The following is a 26,659-nucleotide window of genomic DNA, read 5'->3' as shown; positions in this document are numbered from 1 at the left end:
AACGCCGCCGCGACCGGTTTTCTCATACTCATCAGGAGAAAAAGAATGCCATCCATCTTTGCAAGCCCGGCGCCACAGCCGGCAGGGCGCGCCGCGCGGTTTTTGTCGGGCCTGCTGGTGGCGCTGTTGAGCGTTAGCGCGCCGGCCACGGCGCAAGACGCGCGGCAGCTTGACGCGGCATCAGCCAATGCGTACCCCGCGCCGGCCTTGTACCGGGTCATCGTACTGCACCCGGGGACGCTTCTGACCAGCCTTCCTCGCATCAATTCCAACGATCAGGCCGCCTTCGGACTGGCAACCGCCGAAGGCCAGCGCGGCTTCTTCTACGACGGCGCCCGGGTCCGCGATATCGGCACGCTCGGCGGCTCGATCACCTGGGTCCAAGGGTTGAACGACGCGGGACAGATCGTCGGCCGGTCCTACCTCACCCCCGAGAACCACCACGCCTTCGTCTGGGATGCCGATGGCGGCATGATCGATCTGGGCGCGTTGCCGGGGCACGGCGAATCGGATGGCGCAGCCATCAACAACCACGGCGTGGTCACGGGAACTTCCTGGGCCAACGGACCCGTGCCGCCGCATGCGTTCCGCTGGAGCGTGGCGGACGGCATGGAGGACCTGGGCGCGTTCGGCACCGGCTTCGAAGGCATCTCCTTCGGCGATGCGATCAACGACGCCGGGGTGATCGGCGGGGCGTCGGACCAGCCAGGCGGGCGGCGCCACGCGTTCGTCTGGCGGCGCGAAACGGGGATGGTCGACATCCACACGCTGGCAGAGGGCGATTCGTCAGCAGGCGTGGTGGGTGTCGGTGGCGAGGTCGCCGGGAACTATGTGTCGTTGTCCGGGGAGACCGCGCTCATCCGCGCCTTCCTGTGGACGGCGGCCACCGGCATGCAGGACTTGGGCACGGCCGGCGGCAGCGAGTCGATTGTCACGGCGATGAACGACCATGGCCGCATCGCCGGCCTGATCAACTTTCCGGATGAGCGCCAGCACGCGATGTCGTGGACGCGCGCGGGCGGCATGGTCGATCTTGGCACGCTGGGCGGGGCGGCTTCGATCGCGTTCGACGTCAACAACAAGGGGCAGGTGGTCGGCAGGTCGCGCGACGCGGCGGGCCAGGACCGGGGATTCCTCTGGACCGCGCAAGAAGGGATGATCGATCTGAACACGCGGCTGCGCAACGCGCCGGCCGGATTGGTGGTTGGCTCGGCGTTGGCGATTTCCGACAACGGCGCGATCGTGGCCGAAGCGAGCGCCGGGATGGTGCTGCTCAAGCCGTGCTGCGCCGACCGGCCGCGCGGCGAACCGGCGCCGGCGCCGGCGCGCTAGCCGGACGGCTTACGCCTCGATGAAGCGCATCTTGAAGTTGCGGCCCTTGATGGCGCCGAAGTCGCCGCCCAGCGGATTGTTCTTGCTGAGGCGGTCGAACGCTTCGTAGGCCACGCGGCGGTCGATCGCGACGTAGGTCTGGAACTCGAACACGTTGATCTTGCCCACTTGTTCCTTGCTCAGGCCGGCGTCGCCGGTCAGCGCGCCCAGCAGGTCGCCCGGACGCAGCTTGTCCTTCTTGCCGCCCGAGATCACCAGGGTCATCATCGGCGCCGGATCGACGCCGTAGTCGTCGCCGTCCAGGCTATCGAGGTCGAACCACTCGGCCTTCGAACCCTGGTATTCCTCGATCAGTTTGACCCATTTCTTTTCGTTGGGCGCGCACAGCGACAGCGCCAGGCCTTTTTCGCCGACGCGGCCGGTGCGGCCGACGCGGTGGATGTGCACCTCGGTGTCCTTGGAGACGTCGACGTTGATCACCGCCTCCAGATTCGGGATGTCGAGGCCGCGCGCGGCGACGTCGGTTGCCACCAGCACCGAGCAACTGCGGTTGGAGAACAGCACCAGGATCTCGTCGCGCTCGCGCTGTTCCAGTTCGCCGAACAAGGCCAGCGCCGAGAAGCCCTTGGCGCGCAGGTCGTCGGCCAGCTCGCGGCACTGCACCTTGGTGTTGCAAAAGGCGATCGCCGACGCCGGCTTGTAGTGCCCCAGCAGCTTGCCGACGGCGGCGGTGCGCTGGTCGAAGCCGATCTCGAAGAACAGCTGTTCGATCTTGCTGTTGTCGTGCTGCGCCTCGACGGTCACTTCGACCGGATCGGCCAGGAACGAATCGGTGGCGCGGCGGATGTCGTCCGGATAGGTGGCCGAAAACAGCAAGGTCTGGCGGCGTTTCGGACAGGCGCTCACGATGCCGGCGATTTCGTCGTAGAAGCCCATGTCGGTCATGCGGTCGGCCTCGTCGAGCACCAGGGTCTCGACCTTGGTCAGGTCCAGCGTATTGCGGCCCAGGTGGTCGCGCACGCGGCCCGGGGTGCCGACGACGATGTGGGCGCCGTGTTCGAGCGAGGCGATTTGCGGGCGCATCGGCGAGCCGCCGGTCAGCACCAGCACCTTGACGTTGCCGGTGCTGCGCGCCAGCCGGCGCAGTTCATTGGCCACCTGGTCGGCCAGTTCGCGCGTCGGGCACAGCACCAGCGCCTGCACGGCGAACCAGGCTGGATTGAGCTTGGCCAGGATGCCGATGCCGAAGGCGGCGGTCTTGCCGCTGCCGGTCTTGGCCTGGGCGATCAGGTCGCGTCCGGCCAGCACCGACGGCAGGCTTTGCGCCTGGATGGTGGTCATCGACTTGTAGCCGAGCGAGTCGAGGTTGGCGAGGAATTCGGCGGTCAGCGGCAGGCTGGCGAAGGCGGTATTGTCGCCATCCGGCGTGGTGGTGTCGGGGGAGGTCATGATGTCAGGCCTGTTCAAAAAGGACGTAAGCACAGTCTAACAGGCTCCGTTCCGGCCCTGATGCTGTGTGCGGTGGTGATTGTGGTGAAGCTTAGTTTGGCGCCCATACCGGCAAGCCGGTCAGGTCCAGGGATTCGTCGCGGACCCAGACCGGCAAGCCGCTGGCGTCGGTCGGTTCGAGCAGTTCGAGTTGTTCCTGCTTGAGCTGCGCGCGCCTGGCGCGGGGCGCCGGTGGACGCTTCGCTTCCGGTTCGAGCGGCGCGGCCGGGCTGAAACCGGGCAGGTCGAACGTAGCGTTATCTTTTTTATCTCTCATTTCAAAATCTCGTGCCCACGGCGCCATCGAAAATGCGCCGCTCAAAACAAAAGCCCGGCTGCAGGAGTCGGGCTCAGTGAGGTAATAACCGCGATTGTAGCATACCCACGCGGCCTCAAGGGGAATCTCAGCGGAAGCTCAACGCCCCCGTCAGGTCGCCCGGCGGCGGCGCCTGGCGCGCCGCGAAGGCTTCGTTGCGCACCTTCAGCCCTTGCAGCAGCGGCAGGTCGTGCAGGCGGGTGATGAAGCGCAGGATCGACGTGGTGTCGTAGAAGCTGTGGTCGACCTGGCCCTTCTTGGCGAATGGCGAGACCACGATGGCCGGAATGCGCGAACCCGGACCCCAGCGGTCGCCCTTGGGCGGCGCCACATGGTCCCACCAGCCGCCGTTCTCGTCGAAGGTGATCACGATGACCATGTCCTTCCACTGCGGGGATTTTTTCAGGTGCTCGATGACGTTGGCGATGTGGGCGTCGCCCGATTCGATGTCGGAATAGCCGGCGTGCAGGTTCAGGTTCCCTTGCGGCTTGTAGAAGGTCACGGCCGGCAGCTTGCCGGCGATGGCGTCGGCGATGAATTTGTTCGAGATCGGACTGTCGCCCATGCCGGCGTCGCGCAGGTGCTCGGCGCGCGCGGCGGTGCCCGGCGCGAACTGCTGGAAATAGTTAAATGGCTGGTGGTGGTACTGGAAGTTGGGCTTTTCGCCGCCGCCGCGCGCGTCGAGGGCCGCCTGCCACGCGCCGCCGTACCACGCCCAGCCGACCTTCTTGGCCGACAGCAGGTCGCCGATGGTGTCGTAGGTTTGCGGCGGCAGGGTGCCGGCGTCGTCGGGATCGGCCAGCAGCTTGTCGCCACCGGCGGCCGGGCGGATGTAGCTCGGCTGGTAGGGCGGCGCCATGGTGTTGACCGCGTAGCCGTCCGGCGTGATGGCGCCGTTGTTGACGTAGAGCGGCATGCCGTCCATCGCCGACGCCGGGCTGTCCTTGGTCACGCTCAGCCGCATGCCGGTGGGGCCGTCGTCGAGCACCGCGATCTTCTTTTTGGCGGCGGTCTGCGGCGCGTTGAAGTACTCGGGCGTGCGGCCGGTGATCAGGAACTGGTGGTTCAGGTAGGAGCCGCCGAAGGCCGCCATGAAGAAGTTATCGCACAAGGTGTACTGCTCGGCGATCTTCCACAGGCCGAGATTTTTGCTGGTTTCGCCGTAGTAGCCCATCACCATGCCGCCGGTGTTGCCCCACGCGGCGAAGCCGTCGTTCTTGCCGCCGTTGATCTGCATCTGGTTCTGGTAGAACAGGTGCCACAGGTCGCGCGTGATGACCGCCTCGGGCAGCGGCTTGCCTTCGACGTCGGCCAGTTTGAACGGCGCGTTCGGCAAGTCCCTGATGTCGTCTTCCTTCAGCACGTATTTCTTGCCGCCGATGTCCTGCGGCGTGGGCACCATGCCGCCCCAGATTTTGGGCAGGGCCGGCAGCACGGCGCCGTTGCGGTCGCGCTGTTGGCAGGCGGCTGCCGGCGCGGCCGACAAGGGCGCCGCAGTGCCGGGGAAGTTGGCGAACAGGTTGTTGAAGCTGCGGTTTTCCAGGTAGATCACCACCACGTTCTTGACGCTGGCCTTGAGTTTGGCGTCGAGCGAGCCCTTGACCGGCGGCTTGACGGTCGCGGCCTCGCTCAGGACGGGCAGGGAAGTGGCCAGGCCGGTCGCGGCGGCGGCCTGGAAGATGCGGCGGCGCGCCGGGTTGGCGGGTGCGTCCTGCTGCGCTTGTGTTTCGACCGGGTCCGTATGCTTCACTATGCCTCCTGAGCTGCCAAAAAGCATGATTGTGGCATTTGCAGGGGCAAATGAATATGTCGGAATGTAAAAATACCTTCGGGGGTCAAGTCTGACATTCGTACACGCCCTCGTCAGTAATAATGTTCAGCACGTGTCGGAATGTCAGACTTGACCCCCGACGTTTGGCATTAACGGCCGAAGTTGCTGGTCCAGTTTCATGAAATCCAGCGGCTTGGTGAAATGCAGGTCGAAGCCGGCGTCCCTGGCCGCCTGCTTGTCCGATTCCTGGCCCCAGCCGGTCGCGGCGACCAGCGCGATTTCGCAGCCCCACGGCTCGCTGCGGATCTTCCGCGCCAGATCGTAGCCGTTCATGTCCGGCAGGCCGATGTCCAGGATGGCGGCCTGCGGAAGCGACTCGGCGATCGCGCGCAAGGCCTGCTGCCCATTGTTGGCGACGATCGTCCTGTAGCCCAGCATTTCCATCGCCGCCGCCAGCGTCTCGGCCGCGTCGACATTGTCGTCGACGATGACGATGCTCGCCGCGAAGCTGCTAGTTGCGGGCGGCGGCGCCGGTTCCTCTTCCACCGCGTCCGCTGGCGGCTCGATCAAGGGCAGGCGGACCGTGAAACAGCTGCCATGGCCGACACCGGCGCTGTGCGCCGAGACCTCGCCGCCATGCAGCGCGACCAGGCCCTTCACCAGCGACAGGCCGATCCCCAAGCCGCCCTGGGCGCGGTCTAGCGCCGGAGTGAGCTGCGAGAACATGTCGAAAATATTGCCGAGCTGGTCCGCCGGGATGCCCATGCCGTCGTCGATCACCTGGATCACCGCGCTGCCGTCGGACACGTGCGCGACCAGTTCGATATAGGCGCCCCGGTGGCTGTATTTGCTGGCGTTGTTGAGCAGGTTGGCGACGATCTGCGTCACCCGCGCCCGGTCGACGTTGCCCCACATCGGGCCGGCCGGCAGATCGATGCGCAGCGACTGGCCGGCCGCATGGATCGACGACATCGCCTCTTCGACGGCGAACTTGAGCGTCTGCGCCAGGTCGGCCGGTTCCAGTCGCAGGTCGATCTTGCCCTGGCTGATGCGCGATACGTTCATCAGGTCGTCCACCAGGCGCGTCATTTGCGCGACCTGGCGCGTCAGCACCCCCAGCTCGCGCCCCGACGGCGGCGCGTCGGCGCCGCGCAATTCCATGGTAGCGATGACGTTGGCCATCGGTGCCAGCGGATTGCGCAGCTCGTGCGCCAGGGTGGCGAGGAATTCGTCTTTGCGGCGGTCGTCGGCTGCCATGGTGTCGTTCGCCTGGCGCAGCCGGGCCTGCGCCAGTTCCAGGTCGTTGGTGGCCGCCTCCGCCTTGGCGCGCGCCGCCAGCAACTCGCGCTCGTAGAGCTTGCGATCGGCCGCCATCAACAGCGCGATTTCATCCTGCACCACGCCGTTGCGCTCGCGCCGGATCGCGCTCAGCATCATCGGGATGCGCCGTCCGTCCTTGTGCAGCAGGTCCAGCTGGACCTCGGACACCGAGCCTTGCATTTGCAGCAGCGGCGTCCAATGGGTTTGCAAGAACACGCGGGCGCCCATGGGCATGAGGTCGGGAAATCGCTTATGGCCGATCAGCTCGGCCAAATCGTAGCCCAGCCAGCGCGACACGGTGGCGTTGGCGCGCAACAGCGTGCCGTGGGGCGCGGCGATCAGCAGGCCGCACGGCGCGTCCTCCCACAGGTCCCAGGCCGAACTGCGGCGCTCGCGCATGGGGTCAGCGCAGCCCGGCCAGATAGGCGCGCATGGCGTCGATACTGGCGGCGGGCGCGCTCAGGTGCGGGCAGTGCCCGACGTTCTCGATCATCGCCAACTGGCTGCCGCGAATGGCGCGGTGGATGAAATCGCCCACTTCCTTCGGGGCGATCAGGTCGTCGGTGCATTGCAGGATCAGGGTAGGGGTGGTCGACTTGGCCAGGTCGGCGCGGTGGTCCGACAGGAAGGTGACGCGCGCGAAGTGCTTGGCGATGTCCGGATCGGTGCGGCAAAAGCTGTTGGTCAGTTCCACGCCCAGTTCCGGCGTCTCGGGCGCGCCCATGATGGCCGGGGCCATGTTGCTCGACCAGCCGAGGTAATTGCTCTCCATCGTGTCGAGCAGGTCGTCGATGTCCGCGCGCGAGAAACCGCCGCGATAGTGCTCGTCGTCGATGTAGCACGCCGACGGGCCCACCATGATTTGCGCGGCGAACTTGGACGCCGCCACGTTGGAGGCGAGCAGGCCGATCATGGCGCTAACCGAGTGCCCGACGAAGACCACCGGCCCGGTCGCATAGTGGTCGACGATCTCCAGCAGGTCGTCGGCGTAGCCTTGCAGGGTGGAATATTTGGTTTTGTCGTAGGCCGACAGGTCCGAGCCGCCGCTGCCGACCAGATCGAATAACACCAGCTTGTACTGGTCCTGGAAGGCTGGCACCAGATGGCGCCACATGCTTTGGTCGCAACCGAAACCGTGGACCAACACCATGGTCGCGTCGCCATCGCCATGGACGTTGATATTGTTGCGGGTTTTCAGCTGCATAGAATTTTTTGTCCAGGACATTGATGTCGCTTTGGCAAGCTCAAGAGTGGCAAGGATATCATCAAACGCGCAAGGCTAGCGACGAGATAGTCGTGGCGCGCGGGTCGATGCTGAAAACGGAAAAGCCGTTGATTCCTTTACAAGAATCAACGGCTTTTTGAATCTGGTTGCGGGGACAGGATTTGAACCTGTGACCTTCGGGTTATGAGCCCGACGAGCTGCCAGACTGCTCCACCCCGCGTCTGAGGCCCAAATTATACACAGGCCTGACTCGATCCGCAAGGGCCAATATTTTCTCCGGCTTATGCGGCGGCGAGACGCCACAGCGACGTCACCTCGGCGGCGCGCGCGGCGTGCAGCGGATCGGTCGTGTCGGCCGCGCGCGGATGCGTCGGGCGCACGTCGTGACGGTCGAGCACCTTGAGGCCGGCGGCGGCGATCCACGCCATCAGCTCCTCGCGCGGACGCAGGCCCAGGTGCTCGGCCAGGTCGGAGAGGATCAGCCAGCCTTCGCCGCCCGGCGTCAGGTGGTCGGTCAGGCCGGCCAGGAAACCGCGCAGCATGCGGCTGTCCGGATCGTAGACGGCGTATTCGATAGGCGAGCTCGGCCGCGCAGGCACCCACGGTGGGTTGCACACCACCAGCGGCGCGCGGCCTTCGGGGAACAGGTCCGTTTGCAGCAGTTCGACCTGGCCGTCCAGATCGAGGCGCGCGAGGTTTTCGCGCGCGCAGCTGAGCGCGCGCGGGTCCTGGTCGGTGCCGATCACGCGGGCGACGCCGCGCTTGGCCAGCACCGCCGACAGCACGCCGGTGCCGGCGCCGATGTCATAAGCCAGCTTGACGCCGGCCGGCAGCGGCGTATTGGCCACCAGCTCGACGTATTCGCCGCGCACCGGCGAGAACACGCCGTAGTGCGGGTGGATGCGTGCGTCCAGCGCAGGAATCTCGACGCCGGTGCGGCGCCATTCGTGGGCGCCGATCAGGCCAAGCAGCTCGCGCAGCGAGGCGATGAACGGTTCTTCGAAGCGGCCGTAGGCTTCGTTGCAGGCCAGTTGCACATCCGGCGCGCGGCGCAGCGGGATGGTGTAGCCGGCGTCGAAGGGGATCAGCAGCATGGCCAGGGTGCGGGCGCGCTGCGATTGCGCCTGGCGGTGAAGGTGGAACGCTTCGGTCGGCGTGGCCGGAGCCTTGGCCGGCTTGGCTTTTTTGGACGGTTTGCCTTTGACGTCGGCGCGGCGGGCCAGCGCTTGCAGCAGTTGGCGGGCGTTCTGGAAGTCGCCGCGCCACAGCAGGGCGGTGCCTTCGCAGGCCAGGCGGTAGGCGACATCGGCGTTGGTGCGGTCGTCGGCGATCATCACGCGCTTGGGCGGTGGCATGCCGGCCTCGGAGCGCCAGCGCGCGGAGCACTGCACGCCGTTTTCCTCCCAGTGTATCTGCTGCGGAATCGGGGAGGAGGGAGTTTGTACGGGCATGTCAGGCAATCGGTAAAGAAGCGGCTAGGCGGATGTAATGATGAGAAAAAAACAAGCACAAAAAACGCCGGGGATGCGTATCATCCCTGCGGCGTTTCCATGTGTCGAGGCGCTTATTATACTTGGCGGTCAGCTGGCGGCGGTGCCGGCGCCTTTGCCGTCATCGGCGGCGACGGTGGCGGGCGGCGCGGAGTCGGCATCGGCTGCGGCCAAGGCGGCCGGTTTGGCCGCTTCAACCGCCGGATCGACGGCGCCGGACGGGCCGCCGGTCACCTTGTCGGCGGCGCCGGCCTGGCCGCCATACGCGGCGGCCGATTTGGCCTGGTCGGCCGGGGTCGGCGCGGTGTAGGTGTTGGTGCTGGCCTCCTTGCTGTCGACCAGATTGAGCAGCCGCAGCGAGAGGCTGCGCAGCGCGTTGCGGTCAACGGCGTCGCCGTTTTGGCTACCGTCGTCGCCGGTGGTGGACAGCGCCGATTGCAGATCGCGGCCGATCAGCTGGAACAGGTCCGCCAGGGTGCCGGCGAAGTCGATGTTCGGCAGCTGGACGCTCGGCAGGTCGACCGTTTGCGGCTTGTTGCCGGCCTTGTCGCCGGCGCGGTCGTTGGCACGCTCGCTGGCGTTGTTGCCAATCTTGTCGGCCTTGGGCGCGTTGCCGCCGGTGGTCTGGCTGGCGGCGGCGTCGAGCTGGTACTCGTATTTGACTTCGACCTCGAAGTCGAACTTGCGGCCGTCGGCGGTGGTGATCGTGCCCTTGCCGATGAAGTGCGCGCTGTCGTTCAAGCTGAAGGCGGCCAGCGAGCGGGTGCCGTTGGGGCCCGAGCTTTGCTGCACGCCGAGCGCGTAGCTGGACGAGGCGTCCAGGCTGGCCGAGTCGAAGTCGATGGTGGCGCCTTTGGCGTCGTCGCCGAACAGGGCCTGCGTGAAGCTGTTCATCAGGTCTTCGGCGAAATCGACGGTGGCGGTGCCGACCGAGGCGACACGTTTTTGCATGTCCAGCGCGTTGCTGGACAGGGAAAGCGGCGAGGACGCTGCGCTGTTGCTCTTTTGCGTGGCGGGCGTGCCGGTGGTCTTGCCGTCGTTTTGCGGCGTGGCGGCAGTGTAGGACGCCGGCAAAGCACGGGCGCCGAGTGCGGAGAGAGTGGACATGGCAGTTTCCGTTTAGTAATACTTATATAACGGTCGTCCGCCGGAAAACTTGAGGGCCGACCTCATATTAGTGGTGGTGGGTCCAGCCTTCAGGCGCCGCGAGGTAGGACGCGACCGCGTCTTTTTGGCCGATGGCGTGGTGTTTTACCTCGCCGCAGGCGCAAATGCCCAGGTAAGGCTGGATGTGCGAACAGGCCGAGACTTTCTGCAGGCGGACTTGTACCGCCTTGGCGCACTTGGCGCATTTGAAGGTGAGGGTGCGTGGTGCTTTTAACATGATTGATCCGGAAGCGGGAGGCGAAGGCCGGATTTTATCACTCGCCTGCGGCTCTTATGCATAGACATTCAGCGCGGGCTGAGACACCGGTTCGGCGCCGTAGGCGCGGCGCATGCGCTCCGATGCGGTTGATTGCGTTTGTTGCCCGGTAGCGCCTGTCGCCTCCTGTGACTGCTGCTGCGCCAGTTCCGCGCGGGCCTGGGTTTCCATTTGCTGCGCCTGGGCGGCCACGGCGCGGTCCGGGCCGGACGGGCCGGCCGGCGCCAGCGCCGCCGCCTGGATGGTCGCCGCGCGGGCGATGGTTTCCTCGGGCGTGCCGCCGGGCGAGGTGTCGATCTGCACTTCGCCGCCGATAGCGTAGTTGACGCCATTCGGGCCGCGCTGATAGGTATAGGACGCGCCGGAAACGGCCATGCCGCCGGCCGCCGCCAAATGCGCCTGCTCGTGCTGGCGCACCTCGGCGTCGCGCGCTTTGAGCTCGTCGATCAGTTTCAGTGCTTCGGGTGTCAGCGTGGTGGTGGAGGCGCCACCGGTGGCGGCGGTCCTGGAATCGACCGGCGCGGACGCATCCTCCCGCGACCGGGGCGCTGCGCGCTCGGGCGGCTGGATCGCGGAACTGGTTATGGCGCCGATGCTCATGAAAGTCGCTTCCGAACTGGAGCACTAATAATAGCAAATTGTGGCGCGACCCTCACATCACCGTGATGGTGCTGCGGCCGCCGGCGGACGGCTGCACCAGGATCTTGGTGGCGATCCGCTCCGTCATCTCCTGCACGTGGGAGATGACGCCGACCTTGCGGCCCATGGCCTGCAAGCCGTCCAGCGCATCCATGGCGACGCGCAGCGTTTCCGCATCCAGGCTGCCGAAGCCTTCGTCGATGAACAGCGATTCGACCCGCACCCGGTTCGACGACAGCGAGGCCAGTCCCAGGGCCAGCGCCAGCGACACCAGGAACGATTCGCCGCCCGATAGCGAATGCACGGAGCGCATTTCGCCGCCCATGTCCTGGTCGCGCACCAGCAGCGCCAGCGACGGGCTTGCCGGATTGTTGATGCGTTCCAGTTGATAGCGCCGCGCGAGGTGGTTCAGGTGGGCGTTGGCGTAGCCAAGAAGGACGTCCAGCGTGAACTGCTGCGCGTAGTTGCGGAACTTCTTGCCGTCGGCCGAGCCGATCAAATCGCTCATGCGCGACCAGCGTTGTTCGATCGCTTCCTGTTGTTCGATCTCCGCCAGCATCGCCTGCGATTGCCGGCGCTTGGCGTCGTCCTGCGCCAGCGCCAGTTGCAGCGCGGTTGCGGCGTCGTGGGCGGCTTTGCGTTCGGCCATCAGTTCATTGAGGGCTGAGGCAAGGGCGGCGACCGGCGAGTCCGGGAGGTCGGGAATATCGGCCGGATCGGGCGTTTCGTCTTCCGTCGTCACCGTCTTGGGCATGCGGGTTGGCGGCGCCGACAACTGGTGCTGTTCGCGCTGGCGTTGACGTTCCTTCAAAACGGTGACGGCGTTGTCGGCGGCGCGGTCGATGGCTTGCAGCGCGTCGCGCCGGGCGTCGATGTCGTCGGCGGTGTTGGCGAGCAGGGCGTGCAGCTGGTCGAGATCGCGCAGATGATGTTCGTCGTCGGCGGGCTGGCGCTGCTGGAATCCCGCCAGCCAGTCTTCCAGATTCCTGGCGGCTGCCGTGGCGGCGCCGCGCAACGCGGCAAGACGATGGCCGGCTTGCGCCAGCGCCTCGTCCAACCTTGTTCTGGTTTGCGTGGCCTGCTGGACGGCCTGCTGGCGGCTGGACAGCTGCGACCTGGCGCCGTCGATGGCGGTGAGGAGCGTCTGTTCGACTTCGCGCACTTGCTTGCCGCCCCATAGCGCCATGCGCTGCTCCTGCATGGCGCGCAGCGCGGCGTCGGCGACGTTCCAGGCTTCGCGGGCGCCGAGCGCGTCTTGGCCGGTCTTGGCCAGGGCATCGTTCAAGCCTTTCAGCTCGACGTCGATGGTGGCCATGACGGCACTGCGCTCATCGTACGCGGCGCGCTGCGCCAGCCATTGTTTGCTTTCAGCCTGGCGCGCCGCGTGGAAGCGGGCGGGCCCGGTTTTCCAGTCGTCCTTCCATTCGTCGCTTGGGATGTCGCCGCCGCTGAAGGCTGCGTCCAGGTCCGACAGCAGCGCGCTCAGTGTCAGCGCGACTTCGATGCGCTGGTCTTCGAGCGCCTTGTATTCTGTATTGGCCAGTGCGAGCGCGGTCTGCGCGCTTGACGCCACACCTTGCAGACGCGCGTGCTCCGCCGACGCCACATCCCAGGCCGATTGCGCCTGGTCGCGGGCATTGCGGGCGGCGTGCAGCGCGCGTTCCTGCCGCTCGGCCGCTTGCAGGGCCGTGCGGGCAGCCTCCAGTTCGGACGTGAACCAGTCGGTGCGCTCGGATTCCGCCGGCAGCTCCGACGGCGAGGCGCCGGCGGCTGCGACCAGCGCGTGCGCGCTCCACGCCGCGCGTATTTTTTCCAGTGCCTGCTGCACGCCACGGCCTTCGGTCGTCAGCACTTGCAGCTGATCCAGGCTGGCCTGCACGGTCGCGCGTTGGGCGGCCTGCCGATTGACGTTGGCTTCCATCTGCCGGCGGCAGCGGGTGACTTCCTCCTGCAGCCCGCCAAGCATCGCTTGCAGCGGTCCGTCGTTATGGCGGTAAGGGTGTTCGTGCGCGCCGCACACCGGGCAGGGCGTGTCGTCTTCCAGCGACGCCCGCAGCGATTCGACGTTCTCCGCGCACGCGGCCTCCGCCAGCTTCAGCGAGCGCTCGGCCTGCGAGAAGGCGCCGAGGGTGGCGATGTTTTCCTGCTGCGCCGTCGCCAGTTGCTGTTCGGCCGCCTCCATCGCCTGCCGCAGTTGCGCCGACTGCGCCGAGATCTGCGCGCCGCGCTGCTGGCGGGCTTCCAGCTCTATCCATATTTTTTCGGCGCCGGCCAGCAGGTCGCGGCGCTGCTCCCAGCCGCTGCGCGTCGCTTGCAACTGCTCGGCGGAGAACGCGGCCAGCGCCTGCGCGGCGTCCTGGCGTCGGGCCTCCAGCGTTTGCAGCACGGCGTTCGAGGTCGCCAGCTTGGCGCTGGCGTCGGCCTCTTCGTCGCGGTGGGCCTTGGCGTTGCGCTGCACGCGGGCGACCGCGTTGCTGAGTTTTTCCGCCTGCGACGCGGCCTGGCCGGCCTGCACAAACAGCACGTCCCAGCGCTCCCACGATTGCGCCAGGGTTTTCCATTGTTTGTGCTGGCCCAGCCAGGTGACGCCGGCCGCTTGCTGCGCGTCCAGGCGCACGCGCTCGTCCTGCTTGGACTGCATCGCCGATTTGGCGACGGCATCGGCTTGATCGGCCTTTTCGCACGCGGCGGACGCCTGGCGATAGGCCGGCAGCATCGCTTCGATGCGCGCGTCCAGCGCCTTGGCCTGGTCGAGCAGCGGGGCGGCGGCGCGTTGTGCGTTCTCCGCTTCCAGCAGTTGCGTGGCGGCCTGCGTTTGCGCGGCGTCGGCGCGTTCCAGCTCCAACGCTGCCTCGGCGGCAGCCTGGGTGCTGGCGGCGATGGCGGCCTGGGTGGCGGCGATGTCGGCGTCGATGCGGCGGATGTCGTCGGCCAGAGGGCGGGCCGGCTGCACGGCAAGGATGCGGGCGAGGGCGCTGCGCCGGGGCGCGGACGCCTGCATGTCGGCGGCGGCCAACTCGCTGGCCTGCTGCGCGGCCAGTTCGTCTTCCTTCAGTTTTTCCGCCTGCTTGTGCCAGCGCAGTTCCTGTTCCAGCTCCGCCTTGCGCTGCTCCAGCCCTTGCAACGCTTCGGCGGCGGCGAGGCCCTGCGCCTCGATCTCGCCACGCTGCTCGGCGCTAAGCGGCTTCTGGTCGGCCAGGCGCGCGTTCAGTTTTTGCAGCGCCAGTTGCTCCACCTTGGCGCGTTCGAACGCGCGCATCGATATTTCGGTGTAGATGGTGCTGCCGGTCAGGGTCTCCAGCAGCTCGCCGCGCTCGTTGTCCTCGGACTTGAGGAAGGCCGAAAACTCGTTCTGCGCCAGCAGCACGGCGCGGGTGAACTGCTCGAACGACAGGCCGATGCGCTTTTCGATCTCCGCCTTCACTTCGGTCTTGGTGCCGCCGACCGGTTGCAGCGCCGGCAGCAGGAGCAAGGACATCACGGTCGGCTGCAACGCGCCTTCGGCCTTGGTGCGCGAACGCCGCACGCTCCAGCGCGCGCGGTAGGAGGCGCCATCGTTGCCGACGAAATCGACTTCCGCATAGCCTTCGGCGGTGCCCCGGCGCAGCAGGGTGCGGGTGTCCTGCGTGGAGACGGTTTCGGCGCCGACGTCGGTGAGGTAGTTGCGGCCCGCGACCTTGAGCAGGCGCGGCGTGGCGTCGTACAAGGCCAGGCAAAGCGCGTCGAGCAGCGTGCTTTTGCCGGCGCCGGTCGGGCCGCTGATGGCGAACAGGCCGGTGGATGCCAGCGGTTCGCTTTCGAAGTCCACGCCGAATTCACCGGCCAGCGAGGCCAGGTTCTTGCCGCCGATTTTCAGGATTCTCATGGCAGCATCAACTCCGCGAACGCGCTCAGTTGTTCGGACGGGGCGTCGTTGCCGAAGCGCTGCTGATAAAGCTGGCGGAAGATGTCGTCCGGCTTGAGCTGCTCCAGCTGGTCGAGCGTCATCACGTCGCTGTCGATGGACGACGCGCGCGCGGCGCTGGACGTTTCGATCTTCGCCAGCCTTACCGGCTTGCCTTCCAGCGCGGCTTCGATGCGCGAGCGCAGGCCGGGTTCCGGCGCGTCGAGCCGCACGCGCACCTCCAGGAAGGGTTGCTGGTCGGGCGGGGCGTCCGCAACATCCAGCGCCGCCAGTTCCTCCAGCACCTGCGCCAGCGGCGCCGGTTTGGCCGGGACGCGCAGTAGCTCCACCGCGCGCGGGACGTGGATAGCCGTGATCCCGGCAACCGCCGCGCCGTCGATATCGATACGCAGGATCTGGTGCTTGTAGCCGACTTCCGCGAATGACAGCGGTATCGGGCTGCCGCAATAGCGGATGTGATCCTGCTTGCCGACCGCCTGCGCCAAATGGAGATGGCCCAGCGCCGCGTAGGCGATGACGGGGTCGAAGATCCCCGCCGGCAGCATCTCTGTGCCGCCGATGACGATGCGGCGTTCGGAGTCGTTGGACATCTGGCCGTCGACCATGTGGCAGTGGCCCATCGCCAGGATCGCCTGGCCGTCCCGGCGCTTGGTCAATGCCAGTTCCAGCGCCTGTTTGTAGAGCAGGGCGATGCCGGCCAGGTAGGGATCGGCCGCGCCTTCGTTGTCTTGGGCGGCCGGTATTCTTGGCACGTCGCCGGGACGCAGGAACGGCACCGCCAGGCACCAGGCCTCGACCGCGCCGCCGCTGCCGGTCAGCGGCAGCACCAGCGATTCGATGTCGATGGCGCCGTCGGCGCCGCGCTGCACGGCGCCGACCACGCGGGTGCCGTGCGCCTCCAGCAGCGGGCCGGGAGCCTCCAGGCGGCCCGGCGAGTCGTGGTTGCCGGCGATGACGATCAGGTTCAGGTGCGGCACCCGTTCCCTGGCCCGCTGCAGGAAGCGGTACAGCTGCTTTTGCGACGCCGACGACGGATTGGCGTTGTCGAAGATGTCGCCGGCGATCAGCAGCGCATCGGCGCGTTCGCTGACGACGGTGTCGAGCAGCCAGTCGAGGAAACGCTGGTGTTCGTAATGACGTTCGAAATTATGCAGGGATTGGCCGAGATGCCAGTCGGAGGTGTGCAGCAGACGCATGGAGATGTGTAGTGGAAACAGCAAAAAGCAGCAAAACAGCCGGGAAGCGCACAATATAGCGCAAGACGGCCGGGCACGAGTTGAGAAATGATGAGTCGGCGGTTTTTACAGTGGTTTTTCGGCCGGCGCCGTGTCCGTGCGGAAGGTGTTGCGGCCGGCCTGCTTGGCCTCGTACAGCAGCATGTCGGCGCGGTTCAGCAATTCCGCCGGCGTGATGTCCTCGCCTTGGTAAAAGGCAAGTCCGATGCTGGCCGACACCGACACCACCGTCCCGCTCAAGTCGAACGGCGCCTGCATCACGCCGACGATCTTGGCGGCCAGCGCGGCGGCGTCCTCGACGCGGTGGATGCGCTCCGTGATGACGGTGAACTCGTCGCCGCCCAACCGCGCGATGGTGTCGCTGGCGCGCATCGCGTGGGTCAGGCGCGCCGAGAAGATCTTCAGCAAGGCGTCGCCGACGCTGTGGCCAAAGGTGTCGTTGACCGGCTTGAAACGGTCGATATCCATGTACATCACCGCCATCATGCCGCCGCTTTCGCGGCTGGCCGCCATGCTCTCGTTCAGCTTTTGCAGGAAGCCGGCGCGGTTGGTCAAACCGGTCAGCGCGTCCACCTGCGACAGTTTGAGCAGCCGCTGTTTTTCGTTCTTTTGCGCCGTCACGTCCTGGCGCATGACGTGAAACCCCATCACCGTGACATTGTCCTCGTCGCGCTGCGGGATGTAATCGACTTCGAAGGTGCGCTCGGCGGGGCCGCTGCTGTCGTCCTCCTCGAACGTCAGCGCCTCGCCGGCCAGCACGCGCTGGATGTAGGGCGCCAGCACCGCGTAGCGCTCCTCGCCCATGGTCTGCCGGATGGTCTTGCCCAGCACCGCCAGGCCGCCCCGGTTGAATTCCCGTTCGTAGGCGATGTTATGGAAGCGGTACACCTCCTCGTAATCGATGTAGGCCACCATCGCCGGCAGCGTATCGGTGATGGTGCGCAGCCGCGCCTCGCTCTCGCGCAGCGCCATGACCGATTTGCGCACGTGGGTGATGTCGTCGACCGTGCCCACGTAGCCGTACACCTGGCCGTCGACGATCATCGGCGCGGCCTTGAACGAGATCCAGATCATCATGCCGTCCGGATGGATGCAGCGCAGCGTGTCCTGGTGCGGCAGCCGCGTTTTGACCATGCGCCGCAAGGCCGCCTTGAGCACCGGGCGGTCGCCCGGATGGACTGCGCTCAGCCAGGCGTCGCCCAGCGCCTCGTCGCGCCGCAGGCCGGTGATGAATTCGAAGGTGCGGTTGACGTAGGTGCATTTTCCGGTGGCGTCGGCGCGGATCAGGCCCAGGGGCGAGGCGTCGTTGACGGCCGCCAGCTCCGCCTGGTTCTTGCGCATCGCCAGCTCGGCCTCCTTGTGCGGCGTGATGTCGCGCGTGGTCACGGCCACGCCGTTGTCGATCGCGACAATCTGGCGGTGCAACCAGCGCTCGCCGGACGGTCCGGCGCCGGGTTCTTCGCGTTCGACCTCCTCCTGCAGCGGCCGGCCGGTGGTCATCACCTGCTTGAATTTCTCCACCACGCCGCCGCTGTGCAGATGCGGGGCCACCTCGCGCAGCGGCCTGCCCTTGATCTCCTGGCCATGGTAGCCCAGCCGCGCGGCGGCCGATTCATTCAGGTCGGCGATGACGAAGTCGGTGATGTCGCCGCCGGACCCGCGCCGCGCCTTGAGCAGGTACAGCGCGTCGAGGCTGGCGTCGGCCGCGGCGCGCAGCAGCAGCTGGGCTTCGGCCACCTGCCGCGCGCTGTCGCGCACGCGCCGCGCCTGGCGCATCAGCAGCCCGGCCACGGCCAGCACCAGCAGCGACGCCACCGTCACCGCGCCGAAGTACAGCGCGCGCCGTTTGGCGAAACCGGCCATCGCGCTGGGAACCGGATTGCCCACCGCCGCCATCAGCAGATAGCGCGGCATCTCGGCATAGCCGTAGATGCGGTCGACGGCGTCGAACGGCCGCTTGAGCACCAGTTCGTCGGCCGGGCGGGTGGGGCTGCGCGGCACCACGCGAAAATCGATGGCGTCGCCGATCACCAGCTGCTCGTCGACGCGGGCGGTGGCCAGGCCGTTCTCGCGACTGAGCAAGATCACCGCGCCGCCGCTGTCGACGCTGACGCGGTCGTAGTCGTCGACCAGGTCGGCCGGGTCGAGCAGCGCCAGGACCACGCCGGCGAACCGGCCGCCCGGCCCGTCGAGGCGGCGCGAGATCTGGATTTGCCACTTGTTGGTGCGCGCCTCGACCACCGGCGTGGCGACCACCGCGCGTTGCTCGGCGCTGGCGGCATGGCTCTTGAAGAAGGCCTGGTCGCGCAGGTCCGGCGCGAAATAGCCGTTGCTGCTGTCGACCACCTTGCCGGCGGCGTCCAGGCGCGCGAACGGCAGATTGAATTTGGTCGGCATCAGGGTATCGAGCATGCCGTTATTGTTGGTGAATTCGGCCAGCCGCAGCGCGCCGCCCGACTGCTCGAATTCGAGCTTGAACAGCTGCGTGGCGTGGTCGGTCTGGCGCAGCAGATGGTTGGCGTGTTCGGCCAGCGTGTGCGCCAGCGATTGACTATGCAGCACGGCCTCGAAGCGGGCGCTTTTCTTTTCCTGCCGCACCTGGTACAGCACCGCCGACCACATGAGCGCGAGCACCAGCAGCGCAAAGGCCGGCAACAGCATCGAACGATGCGGTGTGGGTAGCGAATCGGGTGTCGGGCTATCTGTGTGTGCGGTCATCGAGTCAGCGGTAGCGGGACGGAGCGCCATGAGTAGATATTCTGCACGGAAATACGCGCTTTGTATCCCGTTTCCTGTTGGCGCCGCCAAAAAAAATGCATTCCGTTCACAGGTGGTATTCATTTCCTTATTAAAATAGCGGCTGATAAATGGCGGCTGATTCAGTCGCCACTCCCGTCCGCGCCTGTCCGCGAAGGAATAAACTTGATCGAAATGATAACGCAGCCGATGGGCCCAGCCACCTTGCGGGGCGTGGCATGAGCCTGCCCGCCGCGCCCGCCGGCCTGGTCGGGCCCGACGGCCAACCGCTGCTTGGCCGCTACGCCGGGCAGACCGGTCCCATCGACTGGACCCGCCTGGCCGCGCCGTTCGCGCGCGGGCGTCTGTGGCGGCGCTTCCATCACAAACGCTGGCACTACGTGGCGCTGTGCACCGAGCGGATTTTCTGCGCGGTCGCCATCGTCGATCTGGGCTGGGCCTGCACCGCGTTCGCCTATGCGTTCGACCGCAACGACGGCGACATGCTGGCCAATTTTTCTCAGGACGGCTTGCCGGGGCGGTCGGCGCGGCTGGCCGACCACGCCGGCGGCGAGAGCTGGTTCCGGCAAGGGAGCAACCGGATCGCCATCGAGAGCGATGGCGAGGGCCGCTACGAGCTGTCGCTGCGCTGCGACTTCCTGGAGATCGACGCCGCGTTCGGCCCGGGCGCCTCGCCGTTGCTGCTGGCGACGGGGCCGGTGGCGCGCGGCTCGGTGCACGCGACGCAAAAGTCGTCCGGCATGCCGCTGACCGGCGAGGTGCGCACCTGGCGCGAGGATTATGATCTGGCCGGCGGCGTGGCCAGCTTCGATTATTCGAACGGTTTGCTGGCGCGCGAGACCGCGTGGCGCTGGGCCTCGGCCCATACGCTGGAGATGGGTTTCAATCTGCAGACCGGCTATTTTCGCGGCCACGAAAACGCGCTGTGGCTCGACGGCGAGTTGCATGCGCTGGCGCCGGCCCACTTCCTGTACGATAGCAGCGATCCGCTATCGCAATGGCATATCTTCACCGAGGACGATTTGCTGGAGCTGTACTTCACGCCGGAGGGCGCGCGCCGCGACAACAAGAAGAAGCTGTTCGCGGCCAGCCGGTATCTGCAGCCGGTCGGCACCTTCAGCGGCTGGGTGCGCAGTGCGCCGGATCAGCCGAAACGCATCGTCACGCAAATGATGGGCGTGACCGAGGACCACGCTTCACGCTGGTAATTCACGCTGGTCATTCACGCCGGTAAGCCATAGCAAACCTGGGAACGCCCGCCATGAGCATCAGGAATCTCGACCGACTGTTTCAACCGCGCTCGGTGGCCGTGATCGGCGCGTCGGAAAAGCCGGACCGCATCGGCACGCGCGTGCTGGACAACCTGCTGCAGGGGGCGTTCCTCGCCGGTGGCGGGGCGGTCTGGCCGGTCAATCCCAAGTACGCGCAACTGCGCGGCATGCCGTGTTACGCCAAGGTGTCGGCCTTGCCGGCGGCCCCGGACCTGGCCATCATCTGCACGCCGCCGACCGGCATTCCCGGCGTGATCGCCGAACTGGGCGCGCGCGGCACCAAGGCGGCCATTGTCATGACCGCCACCGACGGCCGTTCCGGCACGCTGCGCCAGGCGATGCTGGACGCCGCCAAGCCGCACCTGCTGCGCATCCTCGGGCCGGGCAGCGTCGGCGTGCAATCGCCTGCGCTGGGCCTGAACGCCAGCTTCAACCACCTGCCGGCCGGCGACGGCAAACTGGCTTTCGTTTCGCAATCCGGCGCGCTGGCGGCGGCCGTGCTCGATTGGGCGGCGCTGCGCGGCATCGGCTTTTCGCGCTGCATCGCCATGGGCGAGAGCGCCGACGTCGACTTCGGCGACCTGCTCGATTATCTGGCGGCCGACAACAGCACCCACGCGATTTTGCTGTGCATCGAGCAGGTCAGCTCGGCGCGCAAGTTCATGTCGGCCGGGCGCCTGGCCGCGCGCGGCAAGCCGGTCATCGTGCTCAAGGTCGGGCGCAATCAAGCACCCGGCGCCGATCTGGTGTTCGACGCCGCGATCCGCCGCGCCGGCATGCTGCGGGTGCAGTCGACCGAGGATTTGTTCGACGCCGTCGAAACCCTGGCGCGGCGCCGGCCGCAGCGCGGCGAGCGGCTGGCCGTGCTGACCAACAGCGGCGGGCTGGGACTGATCGCGGCCGACGCGCTCGATCGCGGAGGCGCGCGGCTGGCGCCGTTGTCGGCCGAGTCGCTCAAGCAGCTGGTGCAGGCCGGCGCGCCGCCCGCCAATCCGGTCGACCTGCTGGCCGACGCGCCGGTCGAACGCTACACGGCCGCCGTCGAGACCTTGCTGCGCGAGTCGCAGGCCGACGCGCTCTTGTTCCTGCACGCGCCGACGGCGATGGTGTCGAGCCGGTTGATCGCCGAGGCGGTGGCGCCGCTGATGCGCTCGGTCGGCAAGAACGTGCTGTCGTGCTGGCTCGGCGGCAGTTCGGTGACGGCCGCGCGCCAGGTCTTCGCCGACGCCGGCCTGCCGACGTACGACACGCCCGAGAAGGCGGTGCACGGCTTTGTGCAGATCGCCCAGTACCGGCGCAACCAGGAGCTGTTGATGGAGGTGCCGGCCGGCCTGCCGACCACCTCGGCCCCGGAGCGGGCGGCGGCGCGTTCGCTGGTCGCGGCGGCGCTGGCGGCCGGCCGCGCCGAATTGTCCGACGAGGACGCGCGCGCGCTGCTGGCCGCCTACGGCATCGCGCTGGCCACGCCGCGGCAGGCGGCGCTGTCGGGCCACACGCTGGCGGCGGCGCGCATCCAGATCGGCGCCGATCCGGTATTCGGGCCGGTGGTGTTTTTCGGCCAGGGCGGCATCGCCGCCGATGTCGCCGCCGACCGCGCGGCCGGCCTGCCGCCGCTGAACATGGTGCTGGCGCGCGACATGGTCGGGCGCACGCGCGTGGCGCGCCTGTTGGGGTATGGACCGGGGCAGACGGCGGCCGACGCCGACGCCATCGTGCGCACCGTCGTGCAGGTGGCCGACATGGTGACCGAGCTGCCGGAACTGGCCGAGCTGGACCTCAATCCCTTGCTGGCCATCGGCGGCGCGGTGACGGCGCTGGGCGCGCGGCTCAAACTAAGGTCTGAATCTGCGCCGCGCAGCAGGACAACATTGGCGATCCGGCCCTATCCGCAGGAGTTGGAGCAGGACGTTGCGTGGGACGGCGGCCAGATCCTGCTGCGGCCGATCCGGCCCGAGGACGGCCCGCAGCACCAGGCCTTCTTCCACGCGCTCGATCCGGACGACGTGCGGCTGCGCTTTTTCTCGGCCATGCGCGAGCTGCCGCCGGCCCAGCTGGCGCGCCTGACGCAGATCGACTACGACCGTGCGATGGCCTTCATCGCCACCCGCAACGGCGCCGACGGCATGCCGGAAACCCTGGGCGTGGTGCGGGCCGTCACCGATCCCGACAATCAGCATGCTGAATTCGCCATCATCGTGCGCTCCGACCTGAAGGGGAAGGGACTCGGCTATATCCTGTTCGGCAAACTGGTCGACTACTTCCGCGCCAACGGTACTGCTGAGATCGTCGGCGACGCGTTGTCGGAGAACCTCGGCGTGCAAAAACTGGTGCGCCAATTCGGCGGTGTGGTATCGGCGCATCCAGAACCCGGAATGGTGCGTCTCCAACTGCCTTTGCGATAGTGTTAGTTATCCGGTTGATATATATTTGCTGTTCCAAATGAAAGAAAACGCGGGGTCCTGTTTGTTCTAGCTCAAGGCGTCCGTGTCGGGTTTATTTACACTTTCACTTCCGCCCTTGCCGCCCATCCCGGGTGAGCGCAACTTTAGTCTTGGGAGTCAGAATGTTAACGGCCACATATACCCTGGTAGCGCTGTCGGTCGAACAGTCCAGCGTTCGCCTCAGTTTGTTATCTTTTCAAAAGTATGTGCGTTCGACGCTGATGCAGCAGAACAGCATAACCCTGTCCCAGCTGGAATACGCGTGCGAGAACCTCAATAGCCTGTATCAGGCCTGTCATTGGCGCAAGACCGAGATGTACCTGATCCCGGCGCTGCGCGACACGACCGAGCGCGCCGACGCGCTGCTCGACGAGCTCAACCATTTGAACCAGGCCGCGCTGGCCGCCATCCGCACCTTGCATGAGCGCATCGGCATCATCGCCGACGTGCGCGACTTCCGGGTCGAGCAGGTGTGCGAGAGCATCGAGACCTGCTGCACGTCGCTGCTCAAGCGGCTCGAGAAAGAAGAGCAGGAACTGTTTGCCATGGCGCGCGGTCTGATAGGAGGGGAGACCTGGTTCTCCATCGCCAACCAGCTGATGATGCACGACAAGCACCTGGAGGAGATGAAACGTTCCGGCGTGGCGCTGGGCGACCAGGCGCCGCCGGCCGTGGCGGCCAAGGCCAAGGCCAAGGTGGAGGCGCAGGGGCAGCCGAACGGGCTCCGGCGCGCCGCCAACAGCCGCATCGACGACGCCCCGATCAACATCCCGGCCCTGCAAGTGTTACCCACGGTGCAGCTCGACGATGCCGACGCGGGATCGGCCCGGGCCACTCTATATAGCGCCCGGCAGCAGCCGCTGGACGATGTCATAACGAAATAGCCGCCAAATAGCACGCGCCTCGGGCAAATTTCCCCTGCTTTGCTATGATGGTGGTTTTCTCCATCACATAGCGCACCATGTTCGATTTCATCTTCAAGCGCACTACCGACCAGCCGGCAGCCGCCGCCGCTCCCGCCGCACCGGAGCAGGCCGCCGCCGCTGCGTTATCGGCCAGCCGCCGCGACGAGCAGGCGCAACGCGCCGCCGCGCTGGCCGGCGATGAAGCGGCCGCCGTCGAGCTGATTCTCCAAAGCGAATTCGCCGGCGTGCGCCTGGCCGCGGCGGAGCATGTAAAGTCGCAGCCTTACCTGGAGCAGGTGCAGCAGGCGATGCGCAACACCGACCGCCGCGTCGCCAAATTGATGCAGGGACGGCTCGACGCCATCCGCTACCAGCAGGCCGAATTGCAAAAGGCGCAAGCCTGCCTCGACCTTGCCAACCGCCTGCTGCAGGACGAAAAATTGACGCCGAACCAGGTCGCCGAGCTCGATCGCCAATGGAAGATCACCTCGGCCGTGCCGGAGCTGGCCGAGCCGTACGACGCCGCCCGCGCCGCGCTGGCGGCACGCCTGGAGGCGCAGGTCAACCTGCAACGCGCCATCATCGATGCCATGGCCGCCGTGCGCCAGCTGCCGGCCACCGGCCTGGCGCCGGAGGAGGCGACGCAGGCGCTGGAACGCCACGCGGCCGCGCTGGCCGACTACCAGCAGGCGCCCGAGCACAACGCGCTGCCCAAGCATTTGCTGAGCGACTTCGCGCAGGCGGTCGAGCAGGCGCGCGCCGCGCTGTCGGCCGCCGCGCAGCGTGCGGCGCAGCCGCAGCCAGCCTCGGCGCCTGTCGCCGAGCCGGAGGCGGCCGACGCCATTGCCACCAATGCCGCCGCCGACGCCGGCGCCTCTGGCGAGACGGCGCCGACCTCCGGCGCGCAGGCTCAGCCGAAGCCGGCAAAAGGCCCCAAACCAGTCAAGCCCGCGCAGCCGCCCAAAGAAACCGACAAGAAATTCCTTGAAACGCTGGACGCGCTGGAAGCCGCGCTCGAGCAAGGCTCGCTGCACGATGCCGCCGAGCACGATAAATGGTTGAAAGAGCACAAAACCCGCCTGACGCCGGCGCAGACCGATAGGCTGAACCACGTCCGCGCCGAGCTCAAGCGCCTGGGCGACTGGGCCCGCTGGGGAGGCAACGTCTCGCGCGAGGAACTGGTCAAGGCGGTGGAGGAATTGCCGGCGCTGGGCTTGCCGATGAGCGAGCTGGCCAAGAAGGTCGGCAGCATGCGCGAGCGCTGGAAGTCGCTCGACACCGTCTCCGGCCACGCGCCGAAAAGCTTGTGGGAGCGGTTCGACGCCGCCTGCACCACTGCCTATGCGCCGGCGGCGGCCCATTTCAAGCAATTGGCCGACGAGCGTCACGCCAATGCCGCCAAGGCGCAGGTGCTGATCGACGAGACCCATGCGATGGCCGCGGCCGCCGCCGGTGAAAACGCGGACTTGAAGAACGTCGCCGCCGCCGGCCAGCGCCTGCGCCAGGTATGGGGCCGTCTGGGCACCATCGACCGCAAGGAAAAGCGCAAGCTTGACCAGGCCTTCGACAAGGCGCTGGCGCAAATGCTGGCGCCGCTGTCCGAGCAGCGCAAGATCGAAACGGCCAAGCGCGAACAACTGATTACCGAGGCCGAGCAGTTGCAGCCGACGGACCGCCACACGCTCGACAAGCTGCGTGGTTTGCAGGAGCGCTGGCAGGAGCAGGCCAAGGCGCTGCCGCTCGAGCGCAAGGTCGAGCAGGCGCTGTGGCAGCGTTTCCGCGCCGCCTGCGACGCGATCTTCGCCAAGCGCAAGGAAACCGCACACGCCGCCGATCATGAGCGCAAGGAACATTTGCACGCGCGCGAGGCCATCTGCAAGGAACTGGAAACGGCCACCTTCAGCGGTGACGACAAGGCGCAACTGGCGGCCATCGCCAAGACGCTGCGCGACGCCGCCGCCGCGTGGAACGCGTCCGGCACCGTGCCGCGCGCGGCCGAAGCCAAGATCGGGCAGCGTTACCAGGCCGCCGTGGCGGCGGTGCAGGGGCAGGCGGAGGCGATCAAACGGCGCGCCGGCGCCGCCCAGGCCAACGCGCTGCGCGACAAGCTGCGGCTGTGCCAGGCGCTGGAGGCCGCCATCAGCGGCATCGACGGCGCCGGCGCCGACGGCATCGACGCGGCCGAATGGCAAGCTCGCTGGGCGGCCTTGCCGCCGCTGGCCACCGAATACGAGCGGGCGCTGCACGGGCGCTTCACGGCCGGGCTGGCCGCTTTGGACGGCAAACGCGAGGCCTACGCGGCGCTGCTGGAGCGCAACCGTTCCAAGCTGCTCGACGAAGTGCTGCGGCTGGAGATCGTCGCCGGCGTCGACAGCGGCGCCGAATTCGCCCGCGAGCGCCTGAAAATGCAGGTCGAGGTGCTGCAATCGTCGCTCAAGTCCGGCCAGAAGCCGCTGACGGCCGCCGCCGCGTACCTGCAGTTGTGCGCGATGCCGGCCCTGGCCGACGCCCGCACCGCCAGCCGCATCGAGCAGCTGTTCCGCCGCATCGGCGCCTCGGAGCGCGCATGAGCTTGAATGAAGTACGTATTCAAACGGAGGATTTCGATCTGAGCACCGAGGTGGCGGCCTTGCGCGCCACCAATCCCAAGGTTGGCGCGATCGTCACGTTCGTCGGCGTGGTGCGCGACCTGAACGAGGGCGCGACGGTGGCGGAGATGGAGCTGGAGCATTATCCGGGCATGACCGAGCAGTCGATCGGCGCCGTTATCGAGCGGGCACAGGGCCGCTGGCCGACGTTCGGCGCGCTGGTGATCCACCGGGTGGGGCCGCTCAAGCCGCTCGACCAGATCGTGCTGGTGGCGGCGACCGCCGCGCATCGCGGCGAAGCGTTCGCGGCTTGCGAATTTATCATCGATTATTTGAAGACCGAAGCGCCGTTTTGGAAGAAGGAACAAACGCCGGAGGGCGCGCGGTGGGTCGATGCCCGCGTCAGCGACGATGCCGCCCTGGCGAAGTGGCAATAACCATTCATACGTTGTTGGCGGCTCGCTACCGAGCCGCCTTCACCGTCGCCGGAACGCCGCCCGCCCGCCCTTGAAAACCGCATATGTAACACTATCTATCCGATAACTTAAATATAT

At 67.1% G+C, this 26,659-nt stretch carries 18 protein-coding genes and 1 tRNA gene; 6 read left to right on the top strand and 13 right to left on the bottom strand.

The window, feature by feature from the left end; translation table 11 throughout:
• Positions 1–45: 45 nt before the first annotated feature.
• Positions 46–1,332 carry a hypothetical protein gene (locus AC0IYS_RS20895; RefSeq protein WP_471706992.1) on the top strand — a complete coding sequence of 429 codons (1,287 nt, stop codon included), beginning with the start codon at positions 46–48 and terminating at the stop codon, positions 1,330–1,332.
• 9 nt (positions 1,333–1,341) lie between these two features.
• Here AC0IYS_RS20895 and dbpA read toward each other — a convergent pair whose 3' ends face one another.
• The 13 genes from dbpA to AC0IYS_RS20830 form a co-directional block, all read right to left on the bottom strand.
• The gene (dbpA, locus tag AC0IYS_RS20890) at positions 1,342–2,781 is read right to left on the bottom strand and encodes an ATP-dependent RNA helicase DbpA (RefSeq protein ID WP_471706991.1); all 1,440 of its coding nucleotides are present in this window, start codon (positions 2,779–2,781) and stop codon (positions 1,342–1,344) included.
• A 91-nt stretch (positions 2,782–2,872) separates the two neighbouring features.
• On the bottom strand, positions 2,873–3,097 hold the full coding sequence (locus AC0IYS_RS20885; RefSeq protein ID WP_315215088.1) for a hypothetical protein: 225 nt from the start codon (positions 3,095–3,097) through the stop codon (positions 2,873–2,875).
• A 127-nt stretch (positions 3,098–3,224) separates the two neighbouring features.
• On the bottom strand, positions 3,225–4,886 hold the full coding sequence (locus tag AC0IYS_RS20880) for an acid phosphatase (protein ID WP_471706990.1): 1,662 nt from the start codon (positions 4,884–4,886) through the stop codon (positions 3,225–3,227).
• A 144-nt stretch (positions 4,887–5,030) separates the two neighbouring features.
• Entirely contained in the window at positions 5,031–6,626 is a 1,596-nt protein-coding gene (locus AC0IYS_RS20875; RefSeq protein ID WP_471706989.1) for a hybrid sensor histidine kinase/response regulator, read from the bottom strand.
• A gap of 4 nt (positions 6,627–6,630) precedes the next feature.
• Complete coding sequence (locus tag AC0IYS_RS20870) at positions 6,631–7,431, bottom strand: alpha/beta fold hydrolase (protein ID WP_471706988.1); 801 nt, start codon at positions 7,429–7,431, stop codon at positions 6,631–6,633.
• A 164-nt stretch (positions 7,432–7,595) separates the two neighbouring features.
• Positions 7,596–7,672, bottom strand: a tRNA-Met gene (locus tag AC0IYS_RS20865).
• Positions 7,673–7,733: 61 nt separating this feature from the next.
• A complete protein-coding gene (locus AC0IYS_RS20860; protein WP_471706987.1) occupies positions 7,734–8,903 on the bottom strand; it encodes a methyltransferase in 1,170 nt (389 codons plus the stop codon).
• A gap of 129 nt (positions 8,904–9,032) precedes the next feature.
• Positions 9,033–10,049 carry a hypothetical protein gene (locus AC0IYS_RS20855; RefSeq protein WP_471706986.1) on the bottom strand — a complete coding sequence of 339 codons (1,017 nt, stop codon included), beginning with the start codon at positions 10,047–10,049 and terminating at the stop codon, positions 9,033–9,035.
• Between the two features lie 67 nt (positions 10,050–10,116).
• Positions 10,117–10,326: a hypothetical protein gene (locus AC0IYS_RS20850; RefSeq protein WP_008449977.1), complete on the bottom strand. Its 210-nt coding sequence runs from the start codon at positions 10,324–10,326 to the stop codon at positions 10,117–10,119.
• 54 nt (positions 10,327–10,380) lie between these two features.
• Positions 10,381–10,965, bottom strand: a complete 585-nt coding sequence (locus tag AC0IYS_RS20845; protein ID WP_471706985.1) for a putative metalloprotease CJM1_0395 family protein — start codon at positions 10,963–10,965, stop codon at positions 10,381–10,383.
• Positions 10,966–11,017: 52 nt separating this feature from the next.
• Entirely contained in the window at positions 11,018–14,869 is a 3,852-nt protein-coding gene (locus tag AC0IYS_RS20840) for an AAA family ATPase (RefSeq protein WP_471706984.1), read from the bottom strand.
• Positions 14,866–16,104: an exonuclease SbcCD subunit D C-terminal domain-containing protein gene (locus AC0IYS_RS20835; protein ID WP_471706983.1), complete on the bottom strand. Its 1,239-nt coding sequence runs from the start codon at positions 16,102–16,104 to the stop codon at positions 14,866–14,868. The genes AC0IYS_RS20840 and AC0IYS_RS20835 overlap by 4 nt, the downstream gene beginning before the upstream one ends.
• Positions 16,105–16,209: 105 nt before the next feature.
• Positions 16,210–18,861, bottom strand: coding sequence for a diguanylate cyclase domain-containing protein (locus tag AC0IYS_RS20830; RefSeq protein ID WP_471706982.1), 2,652 nt, complete (start codon positions 18,859–18,861; stop codon positions 16,210–16,212).
• Positions 18,862–19,118: 257 nt separating this feature from the next.
• On the opposite strand from AC0IYS_RS20830, the gene AC0IYS_RS20825 reads away from it, so the two are divergent.
• From AC0IYS_RS20825 to AC0IYS_RS20805, 5 genes are all read left to right on the top strand, one after another.
• A complete protein-coding gene (locus tag AC0IYS_RS20825) occupies positions 19,119–20,108 on the top strand; it encodes a DUF2804 domain-containing protein (protein ID WP_471706981.1) in 990 nt (329 codons plus the stop codon).
• A 53-nt stretch (positions 20,109–20,161) separates the two neighbouring features.
• Entirely contained in the window at positions 20,162–22,573 is a 2,412-nt protein-coding gene (locus tag AC0IYS_RS20820) for a bifunctional acetate--CoA ligase family protein/GNAT family N-acetyltransferase (protein WP_471706980.1), read from the top strand.
• Positions 22,574–22,734: 161 nt separating this feature from the next.
• Positions 22,735–23,496: a hypothetical protein gene (locus tag AC0IYS_RS20815; RefSeq protein ID WP_471706979.1), complete on the top strand. Its 762-nt coding sequence runs from the start codon at positions 22,735–22,737 to the stop codon at positions 23,494–23,496.
• Between the two features lie 77 nt (positions 23,497–23,573).
• The gene (locus AC0IYS_RS20810) at positions 23,574–26,087 is read left to right on the top strand and encodes a DUF349 domain-containing protein (RefSeq protein WP_471706978.1); all 2,514 of its coding nucleotides are present in this window, start codon (positions 23,574–23,576) and stop codon (positions 26,085–26,087) included.
• Positions 26,084–26,542 carry a molybdenum cofactor biosynthesis protein MoaE gene (locus tag AC0IYS_RS20805; RefSeq protein ID WP_471706977.1) on the top strand — a complete coding sequence of 153 codons (459 nt, stop codon included), beginning with the start codon at positions 26,084–26,086 and terminating at the stop codon, positions 26,540–26,542. Before AC0IYS_RS20810 ends, AC0IYS_RS20805 begins: the two co-directional genes overlap by 4 nt.
• The last annotated feature ends 117 nt before the right edge of the window (positions 26,543–26,659 follow it).

This window comes from Duganella sp. AC237 (assembly GCF_979254035.1).
Note: the sequence above shows the minus strand (reverse complement) of the source record. Positions and strands in the feature narration are given on the sequence as shown.